Source organism: Clostridioides sp. LIBA-7602 (assembly GCF_056688945.1).
In genome coordinates, this window is the sequence record NZ_CP196991.1 from 2,007,061 (window position 1) to 2,024,536 (window position 17,476).

Consider the following 17,476-nt stretch of genomic DNA (forward strand, 5'->3'; position numbering starts at 1 on the left):
AAAGAGAAGTGAAAAGATATGGCTTTAATACTACCAAAAGGATTACCTGTTATTAATAAATTATTGGATGAAGGAATAGATGTAATTTACAAAGAAGATTTTAATAAAGAATTAAAATATGAAAAAAGTATAGATACAAAGATAGCTATATTGAATTTAATGCCTATAAAGATGGATACAGAATTAGATTTACTTAGAAGGATAGACAAAACAGGATTCAATGTATCTGTGGAATTTATTAAAATCTCAACAAGAGAAAGTAAAAGAGTATGCAATGAATATGTTAAGGATTTTTATAAAACATTTGATGAAGCTAAAGAAGAGTACTTTGATGGCTTTATAATAACAGGAGCTCCAGTTGAACAAATGGAGTTTGAAGAAGTTGATTATTGGAATGAACTAGAAGAAATCATGGATTATTCTAAAAGAAAAACTAAATCTACATTATATATATGTTGGGCGGCTCAAGCAAGTCTTTACAAATACTACAATGTAAAAAAACTTCCATTAAGTCAAAAATGTTTTGGAGTATTTAAGCATAAAGTAGATAAAAATAGTAAAATAGTAGATGGATTTGAAAAAGAATTTTTTGCTCCACATTCAAGACATACTACTATAAATACTGAAGCTCTAAAAAATAATAAAGAATTGAGTATTGTAAGTCATTCTAAAGAAGCTGGTCCTTATATAATTACAAATTCAAGAGATGTATTTGTAATGGGACATGGTGAATACGATAAGTACACTCTTGATAAGGAATATAAGAGAGATATAGATAGGGGCGATGAAATATCAATACCTCAAAACTATTATATTAATAATGACCCTTCAAAAGAGCCAACAGTCAAATGGAAGAAACATTCTGAGTTATTGTTTAGAAATTGGATAAAAAATTATCTACTACAATAAATTTAGGATAGTATATAAAAACTAATTAAATAAGATATAGAAAGCTATAGGTATAAAGATAATCTTAATGATTCTTTATACCTTATTATTTTTAAAAAATTTGACATTATAGTAGTAGTTTTATATAATAATACTAAACCGACTGACGGTCTAATGAAAGGAGAAAACATATGAGAATAGTAAAAGACCCTGAAGAACGAAAAGCTGAAATATTAGATACATCTGAAATGCTTTTTTGCACTAAAGGATATTCAAAAACTACTATAAATGATATTTTAAATGAAATTGGAATTGCAAAGGGAACTTTTTATTACTACTTTAAATCTAAAGAAGAAGTAATGGATGCAATTATAACTAGAATTATAGATAATGATATAAACATGGCAAAAAAAATTGCTTTAAATCCAGAAATTCCAGTACTTGAAAAATTTTTTCAGATATTAATGTCTCAAAGACCTAGTGTTGGAAACAATAAAGAAAAAGTAATTGAACAATTCCATTTACCCAACAATGCAGAGATGCATCAAAAGACAATAGTTAAAACTATCCTAAACTTTACACCAATTTTAGCAGATGTAGTAGAACAAGGTGTAAGAGAAGGAGTGTTCAATACAAAATATCCGAAAGAAACAATAGAGTTTTTGATTGCTTCTTCTGAATGTATATTTGATGAATCAATGTTTAATTGGAACAAAGATGAAATGCTGCAAAAAACAGAAGCTTTCATTTACATTATGGAAACAACATTAGGTGCAGATAAAGGAAGTTTTGATTTTGTACATGATATGATAATAAAAAATTAAACTTTGTACCATTTATTGATTTATCTTTTGATTTTTAGCTATATTATATTTTAAACAATTGCTTGTAATGAGGTTAAAAAATGAGAAATCGGTGTAAAATATATACATCGATTTTTTATTAAATTTTATTGTATCAAATTAAACATCAATAAGATAAGAGATTTATAATTGAAGTTACAATATTGTAATTGACAACAAATACTTAATACTATAATATTTAATACATTAAATATTATAGTATTAAGTATTTGCTTGTGAAACACACTTAAACCTAAGGTTAATAGTCAGTAAAATAAAGTATTTTCGTAGGGAGAGTTTGTATGGATGAGATAAGTTTTAAGAAAGAGTTATTGGAATTGACTAGAGATATAAATATAAAATTTGCAACACTATTAAGCCAATTTTACCAACCACTTGGTATTACAGCAGTACAAGCTTTGATTTTGTCAGAACTATGCGAACATGGAGAGAAAAAAATAAGTGATTTAGGAAAAAATTTAAATATGACAAACAGTAATGTATCAGTAATCTGTCAGAGACTTGAAAAAAATGGTTTTTTAAATCGCATAAGAGATATGGAAGACCAAAGAATTGTAAAAGTAAAGGTTACAAATAAATCATTAGACATACAAGAGAGTATTTCAAGCAGTATTTTTGATGATTATTTTGAAAATATGACTAGTGAAAAATTGCAGGATATGGAAGATATAATAGAAGGTTTAGAAAAGTTAAATAAGCTTTTAACTTGCATTGATTGCAAATAACATAAAAAATAATTTAAAGGAGAATAAAATTATGGATGAACATAAACCACAAAAAAGGTCTGGTCTCTATTATTATACAATAATAATAATAGTAGTAATGTTTTTAAATGCTTTAATATTTCCAAGTTTAATGGATAAAAAAATGGTTGAGATTGACTATGGAAAGTTTCTTACAATGTTGGATACAGGAAAGGTCAAATCTGTTGAGATAGAAAATAATAGAATAGCAATAAGCCCATCTAGTAGTAAGGATAAGAATATATACATAACTGGTAGAATGGATGACCCAGAATTAGTAGATAGGTTAAAGAATGCAAAAGTAGAATTTAATAAGGTTATTCCTAAGGAAAATTCACCACTTTTAAACATTTTACTTACATGGATAATACCTATAGGTATTCTTATGCTATTTGGTAATTTAATGATGAAATCAATGCAAAAGCGAATGGGTGGCAATAGTATGCAATTTGGAAAGAGCAATGCCAAAATGTATGTATCCGCTCAAAGTGGAAAAAGATTTAACGATGTCGCTGGTCAAGATGAGGCAAAAGAAGCTTTAAGTGAAATAGTAGATTTCTTACACAATCCAGAAAAATATAAAAAGATAGGAGCACAAATGCCTAAAGGTGCACTTTTAGTAGGGCCTCCAGGTACAGGGAAAACACTACTCGCAAAAGCTGTAGCAGGAGAAGCAAATGTGCCATTTTTCTCAATATCTGGTTCTGAATTTGTTGAGATGTTTGTAGGAATGGGGGCATCTAGAATCCGTGACTTATTTAAACAAGCAAAAGAAAAAGCTCCATGTATAGTATTTATAGATGAGATTGATACTATTGGTAAAAAGCGTGATAATGGAAGTGGATTGGGTGGAAATGATGAACGTGAACAAACTTTAAACCAGTTATTAAGTGAGATGGATGGTTTCGATGGTGGAATAGGTGTAGTAATACTTGCTGCTACAAATAGACCTGATAGTCTTGATAAAGCATTACTTCGCCCAGGAAGATTTGATAGACGTATACCAGTTGAACTTCCAGACCTTGGAGGACGAGAAGCTATATTAAAGGTACATGCTCAAAATGTAAATGTAAGCTCAGATATAGATTATAATGCAGTTGCTAGGTCTACATCTGGAGCCTCAGGTGCAGAACTTGCAAATATTGTGAACGAAGCAGCACTTTTAGCTGTTAAATCTGGTAGGGATGTGGTAGAACAACAAGATTTTGATGAATCTGTTGAGACTGTAATTGCTGGATATCAACGTAAAGGAGCTGTAATTTCTGACAAGGAAAAGAAAATTATAGCCTATCATGAAATAGGTCATGCACTTGTTGCTGCTATGCAAAAACATTCTGCTCCTGTCCACAAGATTACTATAATACCTAGAACTTCAGGTGCACTAGGTTATACTATGCAAGTTGCAGAAGATGAAAGTGTGCTTATGTCTAAAGAAGAAGCAATTGATAAAATAACTACCTTTACAGGTGGTCGTGCTGCTGAAGAAGTTATTTTTAATACTTGTACATCAGGTGCATCAAACGATATAGAACAAGCTACTAAAATTGCAAGAGCTATGGTTACTCGTCTTGGTATGAGTGAAGAGTTTGACATGGTTGCTCTTGAGACAGTAAGTAATCAATATTTAGGAGGAGATACTTCTCTTGCTTGTTCTTCAGACACTGCCGCTAAAATTGATGAAGAAGTATTTAGAATAATAAAAACTTGTCATAAAAATGCAACTGAAATTTTAGAAAACAATATTGAAAAACTTCATGAACTTGCTGAATATTTATTAGAAAAAGAAACTATTACAGGCGATGAGTTTATGGAAATACTTAATTTACAATAAAATAATTATTTAATAGTTTGTAATAAAATACTTTTAGATTGACTAAAAAGTGGTATAGCATTTGTGAATGTTGTACCACTTTTTAATATGGAAAAATATCATTTAACATAATTAGCTTTAATTTTTATGTTTTGCAAGTTCTAAACAAGTTATTTTAATTTAACAATATCTGTATTTGGTAATTCCATTGCAAAATTCCAGTTACAGATATGATGTGTACAATTATATTTGGACATATATTAGATTCCATTTTTAGTTTATGAAGCAATTCTCTTAAAACTATATCTTTATTTTCTTCTGTACAGTTTGCACATAGGTAATCTCCTTCTGGTAATGTAGTCAGTCCTTTTGTAGAGGGATATTTTAAACAAATAGCAAACAGTCTAGATTTTTCAGGCGTTGTAATCATACCTGCCATATCCTCAAATAAAAATTGTGATTCTAATGATGCATCAAGTTGCTTATAGAAATGTTCATGATAGTTCCATAAATTTTTTAATGATGCATGTTCCATGCTATTGGAAATAAGAATAACTCTTTTGGGAATATGCATTACAAAAAAATCATCTTTTTTAGTATCAATATTATTTAGTTTGTTTTCATAATCGGTGTAAGCACGTTTAATTTTTTCTTTTGCATATTGGAGATAAGCTATTTTCTTATTTGCATTTTCTTCAGCTTGTTTTAGAGCTTTAATAACTTTATGTAGGTTATCAAGTTGTAATATATCTCCAATTTCTGTTAATGTAAAATCCATTGATTTAAGTAATTCTATAGTTTGTAATTTTACAAGTTCTTGTTCAGAATAATATCTATAACCAGATGATTCATCTCTGTGACAAGGTTTTACAATACCAATACGGTCATAGTGACGTAGTGTTTCACTAGTCATACCTACAATTTCTGCAGCTTGCTTAATCGAAAAATAATTTTTCATTCATTCACCTCTTGACCTTTTTGTAACACAAAAGTTTATAATACATTATATCATGTGTTGATATAAGTCACAATGGTATAAAAAATGAACATTAGAGAGGTTAACAAGTTATGATAGAATTAAAAAAAATAACAAAGAAATACAAAGATGCAGTTGTTTTAAGAGACTTTACATGTACAATTGAAGCAGAGGGAATATATTGCCTGTTGGGAAGAAATGGTGCAGGAAAAACCACACTTTTAAAATCTATTGCAGGTTATCAGAATATTTCTAGTGGAAATATTTGGGTGAATGGATATTCTATTAGTACAGCAACGATGGATACTAGTGTAAGCTACATTGATAATTTTGCAAAACACTTTAATCTTCCTGTAAAAAAGCTTATTCAAATTGCAGGAAAATTAAATCCTTTTTTTGACAATCAATTTGCTATGGAGATGATGGAACGCTTTGAATTGGATGGAAGTAAAAAATTTAATAAACTTTCACTGGGAATGAAGACTATGGTTTCTACTATTATTTGTCTTTCAAGTAATAAACCAGTAATTCTTTTAGATGAACCAGTACTTGGTTTTGATGCAATTATGCGTGCAGAATTTTATTCTTTATTAACAGAAAGTTTTTCTCGGAAACCAAGAATTATTATTGTTTCTACTCACATAATAGATGAAATTGCAAAAGTTATGCAAAAATTAATTATTATTGATAAAGGTACATTATGTTTTTTTGATACATTACAAGTTATTAAGGATAAAGCATATAGTGTGAGCGGAGCAAAACGAGAAGTAGAAGAAGCTACTAAAGATTTAAATATAATTGGAAATGAGCAAGTCGGTGGATTTTTGACGAGGCATATTTTTGATGCACCTATTAATTCCAATAGCCTTAATATAGAAAAAATGTCTCTTCAAGATTTTTTTATTCATATGGTTGAAAAAAAGGAGGTAATTTAATATGAAGCCAATTTTAACAATTATAAAACGTAATTTTGCGAGTAGCTCTATTGGATTTATTATTACAATTTTAGTAGTACTATTATCCAGTACATCTAGTGATGCAAAAATAGCCATAAGCCGTGGAAATTATACTTACCTTTATATTTTAATAATTCCATTTTTTATTGTATATTTTAATTTTAGCAAGCTAATATATTTAAATGTAACTAAAAAATATTATTTTTGGGGTAGTATGATAACATATATCATTGCTGCTTTCTCAGTATCTTTGATAAATACTTTCATTCACCTTGTAATAGACCCTATTAATCAAACTCAAACTGTAATCAATTTATTAGAGCTATGTGGTTGGTGGGAAAATGGACCATTTATTGCTTTTTTTCAGCAATTTACCTTCCTACTATTAGTAGCTATATTTTTACAGTTATTATTGTCCATGCAAGCTTATTGGTATGGATGGCTAACAGATATCACTCTTATTGCTATCATATGTATATTTGTGCCTATACAACCTTTACGTAATATATTAGTAGATTTTTTTAAGCTTATGATGTTCAATAGCAATTCATTGTTACATATTGGAATTTGTTTATTAAGTAGTTTTATATTGGCGTATCTTTGGTTGATTGTATTAAAAAAGAAGGCTATTTAATTGGGAGATGATAATGAAAAAAAACATTAAAAAATTGTTTAGTATTTTAAGTATATTAATCGTATTATCAAGTATCTTAGCAGGATGTTCTTCTACAGATACTACTTATAAGGAAAAGCAATACTCTATGTTAGATATAGATAATATCATAGTGGATATAAAAGATAGAAAAATTGAGATTTTTCCATCTTCAAATAAACAAATCCATATTTCTTATTATGAGAGTGTAAAGGAGTATTACATGATTGATTTATCTGAAAAAAATAGATTGTCAATTAAATATATTACTAATAAAGATTGGAACGATTATATAGGTGGGAAAACTTCAATGGAAAACAGAACAATAAAAATATGGATACCAAATGAATCTTTAGAAAATCTAAATCTAAAAACATCTAATGGAGATGTAGAAATATCCCAATTATCATTTTTAAGTTCAGTAGATATAAAGGTGAGTAATGGAAATATTGAATTGGAAGAACTTGATGTAGGAAACACTATAAAACTTGAAACGAAAAATGGGAATATTGGTGGAACATTAATAGGTTCTTATAATGATTTTTTTATATTAAACTATATAAAAAAGGGAAAAAGTAATTTGCCTAATGATAAACATAATGGTTCAAAGAAACTTACAACTTATACAAATAACGGAAACATTCTTTTGGACTTTATTAACGATTAAAACTAAATATCTGAAAATAAAATTATAAATAAAGCAAAACGCATATCATTCATTTGAAGTGTTTTGCTTTATTTTTTATGTATATTAGACTCTAAAGTTACTAGATACTTGCATCTATTAAAGACTTTTATTTTTTAGTTAATAGTACATACTTAAATCTTTACATAATCTTAATCATTAAAAATACATTTTAACTACAATTTTATACCAAAATTGATAATATAATAATAGTGAAAGGTGTAAGGAGGTTGTTTAATGGACAGACCAAATCCTGATATATTGTTACAAAAAATTAAAAGCGAAGAAAATAAATTGAATAGAGGGCAATTAAAAATATTTTTTGGTTATGCAGCAGGAGTAGGAAAGACTTATTCCATGTTGGAATCTGCACAAAACCTGAAAAAAGTAGGTGTCGATGTAGTAGTTGGATATATTGAACCACACACAAGACCAGAGACATTAGCTTTACTTGATGGATTAGAAACTCTTCCTGTTAAGGAGATAGAATATAAATCTATAAAACTAAAAGAGTTTGATTTAGATGCTGCTTTGCAAAGAAAACCAGAAGTTATATTGGTAGATGAGTTTGCACATTCTAATGTTGCTGGGTTAAGGCATACAAAAAGGTGGCAAGATATAGAAGAATTATTGTTAGCAGGTATAAATGTATATACTACTGTAAATGTTCAACACTTAGAAAGTCTAAATGACATTGTTGAAATAATTACAAATGTATCAGTTAAAGAAACAATACCAGATAAATTTTTGGATACAAATACACAATTAGAACTTATAGATGTTGAACCTGATGTACTTCTTGAAAGATTCAATGAAGGTAAGATATATAAGAAAGAACAAGCAATTAGAGCAAAAGACAATTTTTTTATAAAAGATAATCTAGTTGCACTTAGAGAAATTGCCCTTAGAAAGACAGCAGAACGAGTAAATAAGGAAGTACAAATGACTAGATTATCAAAGGGAGGTGTAAGCGTAATACCTACATCAGATACACTGCTTGCATGTATAAGCCCATCTCCATCTTCTGCAAAAGTAATTAGAACTGCATCTAGAATATCAGACAGTACATTTGCAAAATGGATAGCCCTATATGTTGAAACTCCAAATACAGCAAGATTGCCTTTACAGGAGCAAAAACAATTACAAAATAATTTAAAACTTGCCAAGAAATTAGGTGGTGAAATAATTGTTTTACATGGTGAAGATATAATTGAACAGATACTCAGAATTGCAAAGCTTAGAAATGTAACAAAAATTGTAATAGGTAGAAATCATTCAAATAATAAAAAATTTAATAAGAAATTTAGAAAAGATATAGTTGACAAATTAATAGACGAAGTGGATTATATAGATATACATATAATACCTTACAAATTTGCTTCAGAAGTTAAATATAAACCTAAAAAAGATAAATTATCAATAAAATCAAAATTTAAAGTTAGCAAGATTGATTTTATCAAACTTATGATTGTTACTTTAATGATAAGTGTTTTAGCATATGTAGTGCAAAGTCTAGGATTTATAAGAGAAAATATATTGTTAATATATATGCTGGGAGTAGTTTTAGTTTCAATGTGGACTAAAGGATATAGTACAGGTATAATAAGCTCTGTATTCAATATAATACTACTAAATTATTTTTTTACAGAACCAATATATACATTATCAATAGCTAATTCAAATTATATAGTTACATTAGTGGTGTTTTCAATAGTTGGTATAATAACTAGTACACTTACATCTAAGATACAACATGAAGCAGTAACAGCTGCTAAAAGAGAAGAAAATACAAAAATGATATACCAGATAATCAAGGGATTTTTAAGGTTATCAAATAAAGACGATATAGTAAATAAGGGGATAGAACTTTTATCTCTTAGCTTGAGTAGAGATGTAGTTTGTTATTTAAGTGTAGATAAGTATAAGAAATCAAAGTTATATAAAAAAAATGCTTCTAATAAAGATAAAAATGATTTAGATAGTGATGATGAAAAAGCTGTTGCAAGTTGGGTTTTATCCAATTCAACAGTGGCAGGGAGTGACACAGATACACTTCCAGGCTCAAAGGGATACTATATACCAATTGTAGGTATGAATTTAACTTTGGGTGTTGTTGGGATATCATGTGTTGATTCGAAACTAGATGCAGAAGATGTAAATTTAATTGAAACAATAATCGCTCAAATGGCAATAGCTCTTGATAGAGAAATATTGTCAGAGGCAAAAGAAAATACCAATCTTGAAATAGAGAGAGAAAGATTAAGAAGTAATCTTCTAAGAGCAGTATCTCATGACCTTAGGACTCCATTGGCAGGAATATCTGGAGCAGTAAGTACGATTATAAAAAATAAGGGTACTATAGGTCAGGATATAATAGACGAATTACTTAGTGGTGTATATGAAGATACTCAATGGCTAATAAGACTTGTTGAAAATTTACTTAGCATGACTAAAATAGATGAAGGTAAATTAGAAGTCAAAAAACACTCTGAACTTGTTGAAGAGATTATCTCAGAGGCATTGCAAAAAATTAAAAAAAGAATTGAGAATACGATTATAGATATTAACATACCAGAACAGATATTATTCGTTCCTATGGATGCAAAATTGATAGAGCAAGTTTTAATTAATTTAATAGATAACTCTTTAAAATATTCAAAAGAAGATTGTAAGATAAATATAAATGTATATGAAGAAGAAGATTATGTTTGGTTTGAAGTATCTGATAATGGCCCTGGTATATCAAAAGAATTGAAAAAGCATGTTTTTGATAGATTTTTTACAGGAGAAGAAGGTTCTAAGGATTCTAGAAAAGGTGTTGGACTTGGATTATCAATTTGTAAATCCATAATTCAAGCTCATAAAGGTGAAATTATGGTAGAAAATAATAGAGATAAAGGTTCAACTTTTAAGTTTAGTTTGCCTAAGGAAAATGAATTGCATTAAATTTTGGGAGTTATTTTGGAGGAAGAAATGAGTAAAAAACTTATATTATTAGTAGAAGATGATAAGACAATAAGAAAATTTATATCTACTGCACTTTTGACACAAGATTATGATGTCAAGGAAGCTATAACTGGTAAAGAAGGAATATCGATTGCTGTTTCATATTCTCCAGATGTTGTTCTCTTAGATTTAGGGTTAGAAGATATGGATGGAATAGAGGTAATAAAAGCTATTAGACAATTTTCAAAGATACCAATAATTGTAGTTTCTGCAAGAGAACAAGATAGAGAAAAGGTAGAAGTATTTGATGCAGGTGCAGATGATTATTTAACAAAACCATTTTCAATAGTAGAATTATTGGCTAGAGTTAGAGTAGCATTTAGACACTCACAGGTGGAATTACATCAAAGAGAAGAAGTAAAGTCTACATTTGAGGTGGATAAATTATTGATTGATTTTGATAAAAGAAGAGTTATTGTTGACGATAACGAAGTCCATTTGACACCTATTGAATATAATATTCTTTCATTACTTGCAAAACATCATGGAAAAGTACTTACTCATAATTTTATAATAAAAGAGATATGGGGTAGTATTATTGGAAATGAAACTAAATCTTTAAGGGTTTTTATGGCAACATTAAGAAGAAAAATAGAAAAGCAACCTGCTGACCCAAGGTATATAATTACGGAAGTTGGTGTAGGATATAGATTAAGCGACGAATAGGTTTTATGTATATTTAATTATCAGATTAGATATTTAATATATATTACAATTATATAATTTAATTAAAATAAGAATGAAGTGTATATGTTATTGTCAGTTTAGCATATGCATTTTATTTTTTAGTTTTTTTAGTATCAATAATTTTTTAGTATTAATAATATGAAATATGATTTAAAATAAATATATGGTAAAATTTTTGGTCAAATAATAAAAACATCAGCACTTATCTTATAATAAATTTAATATAAATATTAAATAATAATTATTAAAATAGTGTAAAATAATTACAGTAATGATTATAGAAAATTTTTAAAATGTAAATTGAAATTTAGGAGTAGATGTATGTATATACTGAATTTGAATACAAGAGAGATTATCGAAGATTTTAGAAAAAAATTTTATACAGCAGAAAATTCTTACCTCATATTAAGTGCTCCAAAAAATTTGAAATTACTCAAGGAAATCTTGGATATAGATGAGATAACCTTTAATGATTGTCTTAAATTTGATGAAATAACGAAACTTGACTTATTTGATAATTATGATTTTTTGAGTTTAAATACATTTGAATTAAGAGATGGAGATGCTGTTATAGAAGAAGTTAATATGTATCTATCAGATAATTTTATATTGGTTGTAGTAAATGAGGAACATTTTTTATTTGAATTTGTAAAAAATATTATTTTGAAAAATTCTCAACTTGAAAAAAATCCAGTTATAAACCTATTTAAAATAAACTATTTAATTTTTAGAGAAGTTATAAAAAATGGTTTTGAATCTTTGGAAAAAGTTGAAGAATTAATTCTTCAAATAGAAGATGAGATGATGGATAATATTCATAAAAATCATGTATCTAGAATAAGTGATGTAAGAGGACTAACAAGAACTATAGTTAAAAATACAAGACCTCTTTTATATATTGGTGACAGAATAGTAAAAGAAAATATAAGGTATTTGAAATATTCCAATGTAAAAAAATATAATCTTGAAAATTTTCAAGGTATAGATTTTGGAATTGACAAATTATATAATTTTGCATTATCAACACGAGAGTTAGCAGATAAACTCTTAGACATTTACTCCTCTAGAGTAGGTGAAAAAACAAATCATTTAATTACAAAATTAACTTTATTAACAGCTATATCTGCACCACTTACAATTATAACTGGGATATATGGAATGAACTTTAGATATATGCCAGAATTAAATTGGGTCTATGGATATCCAGCAACTTTACTTTTTATGTTATGTATAATTTTTGTTGGAATTGTAATATTTAAAATAAAAAAACTATTATAAATAGCAGATGATTTTTAAACAATTTTATAAAAATGCAACAATTAAGAAACTAATTTAAGTAAATGAAAAAATATTTTAAATTGAAAATATTTATAGAAAATATTGACAATTATATTTTCTTTGCTATAATTATTAAACAAGAAGAATAATAAATTATAAAAATGGAGGATAATACTATGAAAGGAATATTAAAAGAACTAACAGCAAAACTTTATAGCTTTTATTACTTTATGTTCTGGGGCTTTTATTTTAGCGCTGGCTATTTCTTTTACAAAAATACATGTAATTCCTTTCTGGTGAGGCCTTGTTTTAATGATTTTGAGCATAAGTAAATTTTATAAAAATGATTATTTTATATATTTATATAAGGTTTAATGCTTAATAGATTATTTTGGAGAACTCATTAGTGAGTTCTCTTTTTTATTTTAAATATAAAATTATAATATTGGGAGGTAGTAAAAATGATAGTAGTATTAAAAATGGGAGCAGATAAAAGTGAAGTTAAGAAATTAATAGAAGCTATTGGGAGAGAAGGAGTAGAAGTTAATCCCATAGATGGGACAGAACTAACTGTTTTAGGATTAGTTGGGGATACTAGTAAAATAGATGCAAAAAGAATAGAAGCAAATAAGATAGTTGAAAAAGTTATGCATGTAGTAGAGCCTTTTAAAAAAGCAAATAGAAAGTTTCATCCAGAACCTTCTATTATAAATGTTAATGGTGTGGAAATTGGTTCAAAAAAAATTGCCATGATAGCTGGACCTTGTTCTGTTGAAACAGAAGAACAAATAGTATCTATAGCTGAAGATGTAAAAAAATCAGGAGCAGGATTCTTAAGAGGAGGAGCATTCAAACCAAGAACATCACCATACGCTTTCCAAGGATTAAGATACGATGGATTAGATTTATTAAAGAAAGCAAAAGAAAAAACAGGTCTTCCTATAGTTACAGAAATAATGTCAACGCAAGATATAGATATATTTGAAGAAAATGTAGATGTAATTCAAGTTGGAGCTAGAAACATGCAAAACTTCGATTTATTAAAAGAATTAGGAAAAACAAATAAAACAATACTTTTAAAAAGAGGATTATCTGCTACAATTGAAGAGTGGTTAATGTCAGCAGAGTATATAATGGCTGGAGGAAATGAAAATGTAGTCCTTTGTGAAAGAGGTATAAGAACTTTCGAAACATATACTAGAAATACTTTGGATTTAAGTGCTATTTTAGCTGTAAAGAAACTTAGTCATTTACCAGTAATAGTTGACCCAAGTCATGCAGCAGGAAAATCATGGATGGTAGACTCTCTATCTAAAGCAGCAATTGCAGTTGGAGCAGATGGTCTTATAATAGAAGTTCATAATGACCCAGCACATGCACTTTGTGATGGTAAACAATCAATTAAACCAAATGAATATGATGAATTAATAAGTGAATTAAAAACTATCGCATTAGCAGTTGGAAGAGAAATATAATCTATAAAAGGATGGTTAAGTGTGGAAGAAAAATTATTAGTAAATTTAAAAGAGAATAGCTATAACATATTTATTAAAAAAAATATACTAAAAGATATAGGTAAAGAAATTAAAAAAATATATTCTGGGAATAAGATTTTTATTGTAACTGATGAAAATATAGCGAAATTATATTTAAATGAAGTAAAAAATAATTTAAATGAATCTGGATTTGAAACTAAAGCTATAATATTAAAAGCTGGTGAAGAAACAAAGTCATTTAATACTCTTCCTAAAATATACGATAGTTTACTTGACTTTAAGTTGACTAGAAAAGATTTGATTATTACTTTAGGAGGAGGGGTAATAGGAGATTTAGGTGGATTTGTAGCAGCAACTTTTCTAAGAAGTGTAAATTTTGTTCAAATTCCAACATCTCTGTTAGCACAAGTTGATAGTTCTGTAGGTGGAAAAGTTGGAGTTGACCTTGAAAGAGGAAAAAACTTAGTGGGAAGCTTTTATCAACCTAAAGCTGTGTTTATTGACCCAAATGTATTATTGTCACTTCCAGAAAAATTTTATAGAGATGGGATGGCAGAAGTCATAAAATATGGTTGTATAAAAGACAAAACCTTTTTTGATAAGCTTTTGAGTTTAAAAAATAGAGACGAAGTAATGCAACATATAGAATACATTATACATGAGTGTTGCTTTATTAAAAAAACAGTGGTTGAAGCTGATGAAAGAGATTTTGGAGACAGAATGCTTCTAAATTTTGGTCATACATTAGGTCATGCTATTGAGACATATTACAATTTTTCTGGTTATACTCATGGGGAAGCTGTTGGTCTAGGAATGTATAAGATAACTTTAGAGAGTGAAAAAAGAGGAATTACAAAGAAGGGTACATCAGAGCTTATAAAATCAATCTTAATAAATTATGATTTACCTTATGAAATTGAATTAAGAGATAACAAGTCGATAATAGATGTAATATCTCTTGATAAAAAGAATCTAGGTGATACATTAAAAATAATACTTTTAAAGAATATTGGAGAGAGTATTATATATAATACTACTTCTAAATTTTTTCAGGAGGTAAACTGATGGGAAGTTTAAAAATATATCCAAGTAGATTGTCTGGAGATGTAAAAATCCCACCATCAAAAAGTATGGCACATAGGGCAGTTATTTGTTCATCTTTAAGTGATGGAAAAAGTAGAATTTCTAATATAGATTTTTCTGATGATATTATAGCTACTATAAGGGCAATGACATCACTTGGAGCTATTATAGAAAAGAAGGACGACATTTTAGAAATTACAGGTATTTTTTCAAAAGAAGCAATTTTGAATAAAGAAAATCAATTAAATCAACCTAAGTTGACTATAGATTGCAATGAATCAGGTTCTACTTTAAGATTTTTAGTGCCTATATCACTAGCATTTGATGGAATAAAAAGATTTGTAGGTAGAGGAAACCTTGGTAAAAGACCACTTGATACTTATTATGAGATTTTTGATAGACAAAACATAGAGTATAGCTATAAAGAAAATCAACTGGATTTAATCATATCAGGAAAACTTAAACCAGATGAATTTAAAGTAAAAGGAAATATAAGTTCTCAATTTATAACAGGTTTATTATTTATTTTACCTACATTAGATAATGATTCAAAAATAATAATTACAACTGAGCTAGAATCCAAAGGATATTTGGATTTAACTCTTTCAACTATGAGAGATTTTGGAATAGAAATTGTAAATAATGATTATAAAGAATTTATTATAAAAGGAAATCAAATGTATAAAGCTAGAGATTATAAAGTTGAAGGCGATTATTCTCAAGGTGCATTTTATTTATCAGCAGATGCTATTGGAGGAAATATTAATGTACTAGACCTTAAAGAAGATTCTCTTCAAGGCGATAGTGAAGTTATTGATATTTTATCTAGAATGGGTATGGAAATTTTAAGACAAGATGAAAAAATAAAAGGTATAGTTAATTGCTTAAATAGTACTTTAATAGATGCATCTCAATGTCCAGATATAATACCAGTTTTATCTGTGGTAGCAGCTTTAAGTAGAGGAAGAACTACAATAATAAATGCTGGAAGGCTTAGAATTAAGGAATGTGATAGACTTCATGCAATAAGTGTCGAATTGAGCAAACTTGGAGCGAATATAGAAGAAAAAGAGGATAGTTTAATAATTGATGGAGTAAGTAAACTAAATGGTGGAGTAGAAGTATGGAGTCATAAAGACCATAGAATTGCAATGACACTTGCAATAGCTTCTTGTAGATGTGACAAGCCAATAGTATTAAAAGATTTTGAGTGTGTATCTAAATCTTATCCACATTTTTTTAAAGATTTTGAGATGTTAGGAGGGCGAATTGATGAGTGGAACATGGGGAAATAATTTAAAAATATCCATTTTTGGAGAATCTCATGGAAATGCTATAGGTATAAATATAGATGGTTTTCCTGCAGGTATTGAACTTGACCTTGATAAGATTGATAAAGAAATGAAAAGAAGGGCACCTGGAAAAAATGCTATTTCTACCTCAAGAAATGAAAGAGATATACCAGAAATTTTAAGTGGTTATTTTGATGGAAGAACTACAGGAACTCCACTATGTGCGATCATAAGAAATAGTGATACTCGTTCAAAAGATTATGGTGAACTTAAAAATTTGATGAGACCAGGACATGCAGATTATACAGGACATGTAAGATATTCTGGGTTTAATGACTACAGAGGGGGAGGACACTTTTCGGGTAGGATAACAGCTCCATTAGTATTTTGTGGTGCTATATGTAAACAAATTCTATCACGAGAAGGAATAGAGGTAGGAGCACACATAAAAAAAGTTAAAGATATAGAAGATACGAGCTTTGATTATGTAGATATATCAAAACAACAATTAACCAATTTACAAACTTTAGAGTTACCTTTGCTTGATTTATCAAAGGAAGAAGCTATGAGGGATACTATTATAGATGCAAAAAATCAAGGAGATTCAGTTGGTGGTATAATTGAATGTGCAGTAGTAGGAATTAATGTAGGAATTGGAAATCCATTTTTTGATTCTGTTGAATCTACTCTATCTCATTTATTGTTTTCTGTTCCATCTGTAAAAGGTGTAGAATTTGGTCTAGGTTTTGGAATTACAGATATGTATGGCTCTCAAAGTAATGATGAAATGTATTATGAAGGTAATCAAGTTAAGAGTAAAACAAATAATAATGGAGGAATCATTGGAGGTATTACAACTGGAATGCCAATAATTTTCAAAGTGGCAATAAAGCCAACACCATCAATTAGTGTTCAGCAGAAAACAATTAATATAAAAGATAAAAAAGATGATATTTTATCTATTAAAGGTAGACATGACCCTTGTATAGTTCAAAGAGCAGTACCTGTAATAGAAGCAGTAACGGCTATTGGAATTTTTGATTTGATTAAAAAATAGCTAC

15 protein-coding genes are annotated in these 17,476 nt (G+C 28.1%); 14 read left to right on the top strand and 1 reads right to left on the bottom strand.

Features of this window, described 5'->3' with window-relative positions:
• The first annotated feature begins 18 nt into the window (after positions 1-18).
• The 4 genes from ACTG45_RS09565 (at position 19) to ftsH (ending at position 4,325) form a co-directional block, all read left to right on the top strand.
• Positions 19-909, top strand: a complete 891-nt coding sequence (locus ACTG45_RS09565; RefSeq protein ID WP_021384614.1) for a homoserine O-succinyltransferase — start codon at positions 19-21, stop codon at positions 907-909.
• A gap of 170 nt (positions 910-1,079) precedes the next feature.
• Positions 1,080-1,712: a TetR/AcrR family transcriptional regulator gene (locus tag ACTG45_RS09570; RefSeq protein WP_021384610.1), complete on the top strand. Its 633-nt coding sequence runs from the start codon at positions 1,080-1,082 to the stop codon at positions 1,710-1,712.
• A gap of 320 nt (positions 1,713-2,032) precedes the next feature.
• Positions 2,033-2,476: a MarR family winged helix-turn-helix transcriptional regulator gene (locus ACTG45_RS09575; protein ID WP_021384632.1), complete on the top strand. Its 444-nt coding sequence runs from the start codon at positions 2,033-2,035 to the stop codon at positions 2,474-2,476.
• Between the two features lie 31 nt (positions 2,477-2,507).
• A complete protein-coding gene (ftsH, locus tag ACTG45_RS09580; RefSeq protein WP_021384628.1) occupies positions 2,508-4,325 on the top strand; it encodes an ATP-dependent zinc metalloprotease FtsH in 1,818 nt (605 codons plus the stop codon).
• Between the two features lie 154 nt (positions 4,326-4,479).
• Here ftsH and ACTG45_RS09585 read toward each other — a convergent pair whose 3' ends face one another.
• Entirely contained in the window at positions 4,480-5,262 is a 783-nt protein-coding gene (locus ACTG45_RS09585; protein ID WP_479920227.1) for a MerR family transcriptional regulator, read from the bottom strand.
• A 110-nt stretch (positions 5,263-5,372) separates the two neighbouring features.
• On the opposite strand from ACTG45_RS09585, the gene ACTG45_RS09590 reads away from it, so the two are divergent.
• From ACTG45_RS09590 to aroC, 10 genes are all read left to right on the top strand, one after another.
• On the top strand, positions 5,373-6,215 hold the full coding sequence (locus ACTG45_RS09590) for an ATP-binding cassette domain-containing protein (RefSeq protein WP_479920228.1): 843 nt from the start codon (positions 5,373-5,375) through the stop codon (positions 6,213-6,215).
• Position 6,216: 1 nt separating this feature from the next.
• Entirely contained in the window at positions 6,217-6,870 is a 654-nt protein-coding gene (locus ACTG45_RS09595; protein ID WP_021384634.1) for a hypothetical protein, read from the top strand.
• Positions 6,871-6,883: 13 nt separating this feature from the next.
• Positions 6,884-7,555, top strand: a complete 672-nt coding sequence (locus ACTG45_RS09600; protein ID WP_479920229.1) for a DUF4097 family beta strand repeat-containing protein — start codon at positions 6,884-6,886, stop codon at positions 7,553-7,555.
• A 255-nt stretch (positions 7,556-7,810) separates the two neighbouring features.
• Positions 7,811-10,519 (top strand): ATP-binding protein, encoded by a 2,709-nt coding sequence (locus ACTG45_RS09605; RefSeq protein WP_479920230.1) that lies wholly within the window; start codon positions 7,811-7,813, stop codon positions 10,517-10,519.
• A 27-nt stretch (positions 10,520-10,546) separates the two neighbouring features.
• Positions 10,547-11,245: a response regulator gene (locus ACTG45_RS09610; protein WP_479920231.1), complete on the top strand. Its 699-nt coding sequence runs from the start codon at positions 10,547-10,549 to the stop codon at positions 11,243-11,245.
• Positions 11,246-11,587: 342 nt separating this feature from the next.
• The gene (locus ACTG45_RS09615; protein WP_021384658.1) at positions 11,588-12,544 is read left to right on the top strand and encodes a magnesium transporter CorA family protein; all 957 of its coding nucleotides are present in this window, start codon (positions 11,588-11,590) and stop codon (positions 12,542-12,544) included.
• A gap of 461 nt (positions 12,545-13,005) precedes the next feature.
• On the top strand, positions 13,006-14,019 hold the full coding sequence (aroF, locus tag ACTG45_RS09620; RefSeq protein WP_479920232.1) for a 3-deoxy-7-phosphoheptulonate synthase: 1,014 nt from the start codon (positions 13,006-13,008) through the stop codon (positions 14,017-14,019).
• A gap of 21 nt (positions 14,020-14,040) precedes the next feature.
• A complete protein-coding gene (gene aroB, locus ACTG45_RS09625) occupies positions 14,041-15,105 on the top strand; it encodes a 3-dehydroquinate synthase (RefSeq protein WP_479920233.1) in 1,065 nt (354 codons plus the stop codon).
• Positions 15,105-16,418 carry a 3-phosphoshikimate 1-carboxyvinyltransferase gene (aroA, locus tag ACTG45_RS09630; RefSeq protein WP_021384661.1) on the top strand — a complete coding sequence of 438 codons (1,314 nt, stop codon included), beginning with the start codon at positions 15,105-15,107 and terminating at the stop codon, positions 16,416-16,418. The genes aroB and aroA overlap by 1 nt, the downstream gene beginning before the upstream one ends.
• On the top strand, positions 16,396-17,472 hold the full coding sequence (gene aroC / locus ACTG45_RS09635) for a chorismate synthase (RefSeq protein ID WP_479920234.1): 1,077 nt from the start codon (positions 16,396-16,398) through the stop codon (positions 17,470-17,472). Before aroA ends, aroC begins: the two co-directional genes overlap by 23 nt.
• Positions 17,473-17,476 lie beyond the last annotated feature (4 nt).

What these genes read in the sequence shown, in the direction of transcription:
- ACTG45_RS09565 (WP_021384614.1), top strand. Translation starts at nt 19, where the DNA reads ATGGCTTTAATACTACCAAAAGGATTACCTGTTATTAATAAATTATTG.
- ACTG45_RS09570 (WP_021384610.1), top strand. Translation starts at nt 1,080, where the DNA reads ATGAGAATAGTAAAAGACCCTGAAGAACGAAAAGCTGAAATATTAGAT.
- ACTG45_RS09575 (WP_021384632.1), top strand. Translation starts at nt 2,033, where the DNA reads ATGGATGAGATAAGTTTTAAGAAAGAGTTATTGGAATTGACTAGAGAT.
- ftsH (WP_021384628.1), top strand. Translation starts at nt 2,508, where the DNA reads ATGGATGAACATAAACCACAAAAAAGGTCTGGTCTCTATTATTATACA.
- ACTG45_RS09585 (WP_479920227.1), bottom strand. Translation starts at nt 5,262, where the DNA reads ATGAAAAATTATTTTTCGATTAAGCAAGCTGCAGAAATTGTAGGTATG.
- ACTG45_RS09590 (WP_479920228.1), top strand. Translation starts at nt 5,373, where the DNA reads ATGATAGAATTAAAAAAAATAACAAAGAAATACAAAGATGCAGTTGTT.
- ACTG45_RS09595 (WP_021384634.1), top strand. Translation starts at nt 6,217, where the DNA reads ATGAAGCCAATTTTAACAATTATAAAACGTAATTTTGCGAGTAGCTCT.
- ACTG45_RS09600 (WP_479920229.1), top strand. Translation starts at nt 6,884, where the DNA reads ATGAAAAAAAACATTAAAAAATTGTTTAGTATTTTAAGTATATTAATC.
- ACTG45_RS09605 (WP_479920230.1), top strand. Translation starts at nt 7,811, where the DNA reads ATGGACAGACCAAATCCTGATATATTGTTACAAAAAATTAAAAGCGAA.
- ACTG45_RS09610 (WP_479920231.1), top strand. Translation starts at nt 10,547, where the DNA reads ATGAGTAAAAAACTTATATTATTAGTAGAAGATGATAAGACAATAAGA.
- ACTG45_RS09615 (WP_021384658.1), top strand. Translation starts at nt 11,588, where the DNA reads ATGTATATACTGAATTTGAATACAAGAGAGATTATCGAAGATTTTAGA.
- aroF (WP_479920232.1), top strand. Translation starts at nt 13,006, where the DNA reads ATGATAGTAGTATTAAAAATGGGAGCAGATAAAAGTGAAGTTAAGAAA.
- aroA (WP_021384661.1), top strand. Translation starts at nt 15,105, where the DNA reads ATGGGAAGTTTAAAAATATATCCAAGTAGATTGTCTGGAGATGTAAAA.
- aroC (WP_479920234.1), top strand. Translation starts at nt 16,396, where the DNA reads ATGAGTGGAACATGGGGAAATAATTTAAAAATATCCATTTTTGGAGAA.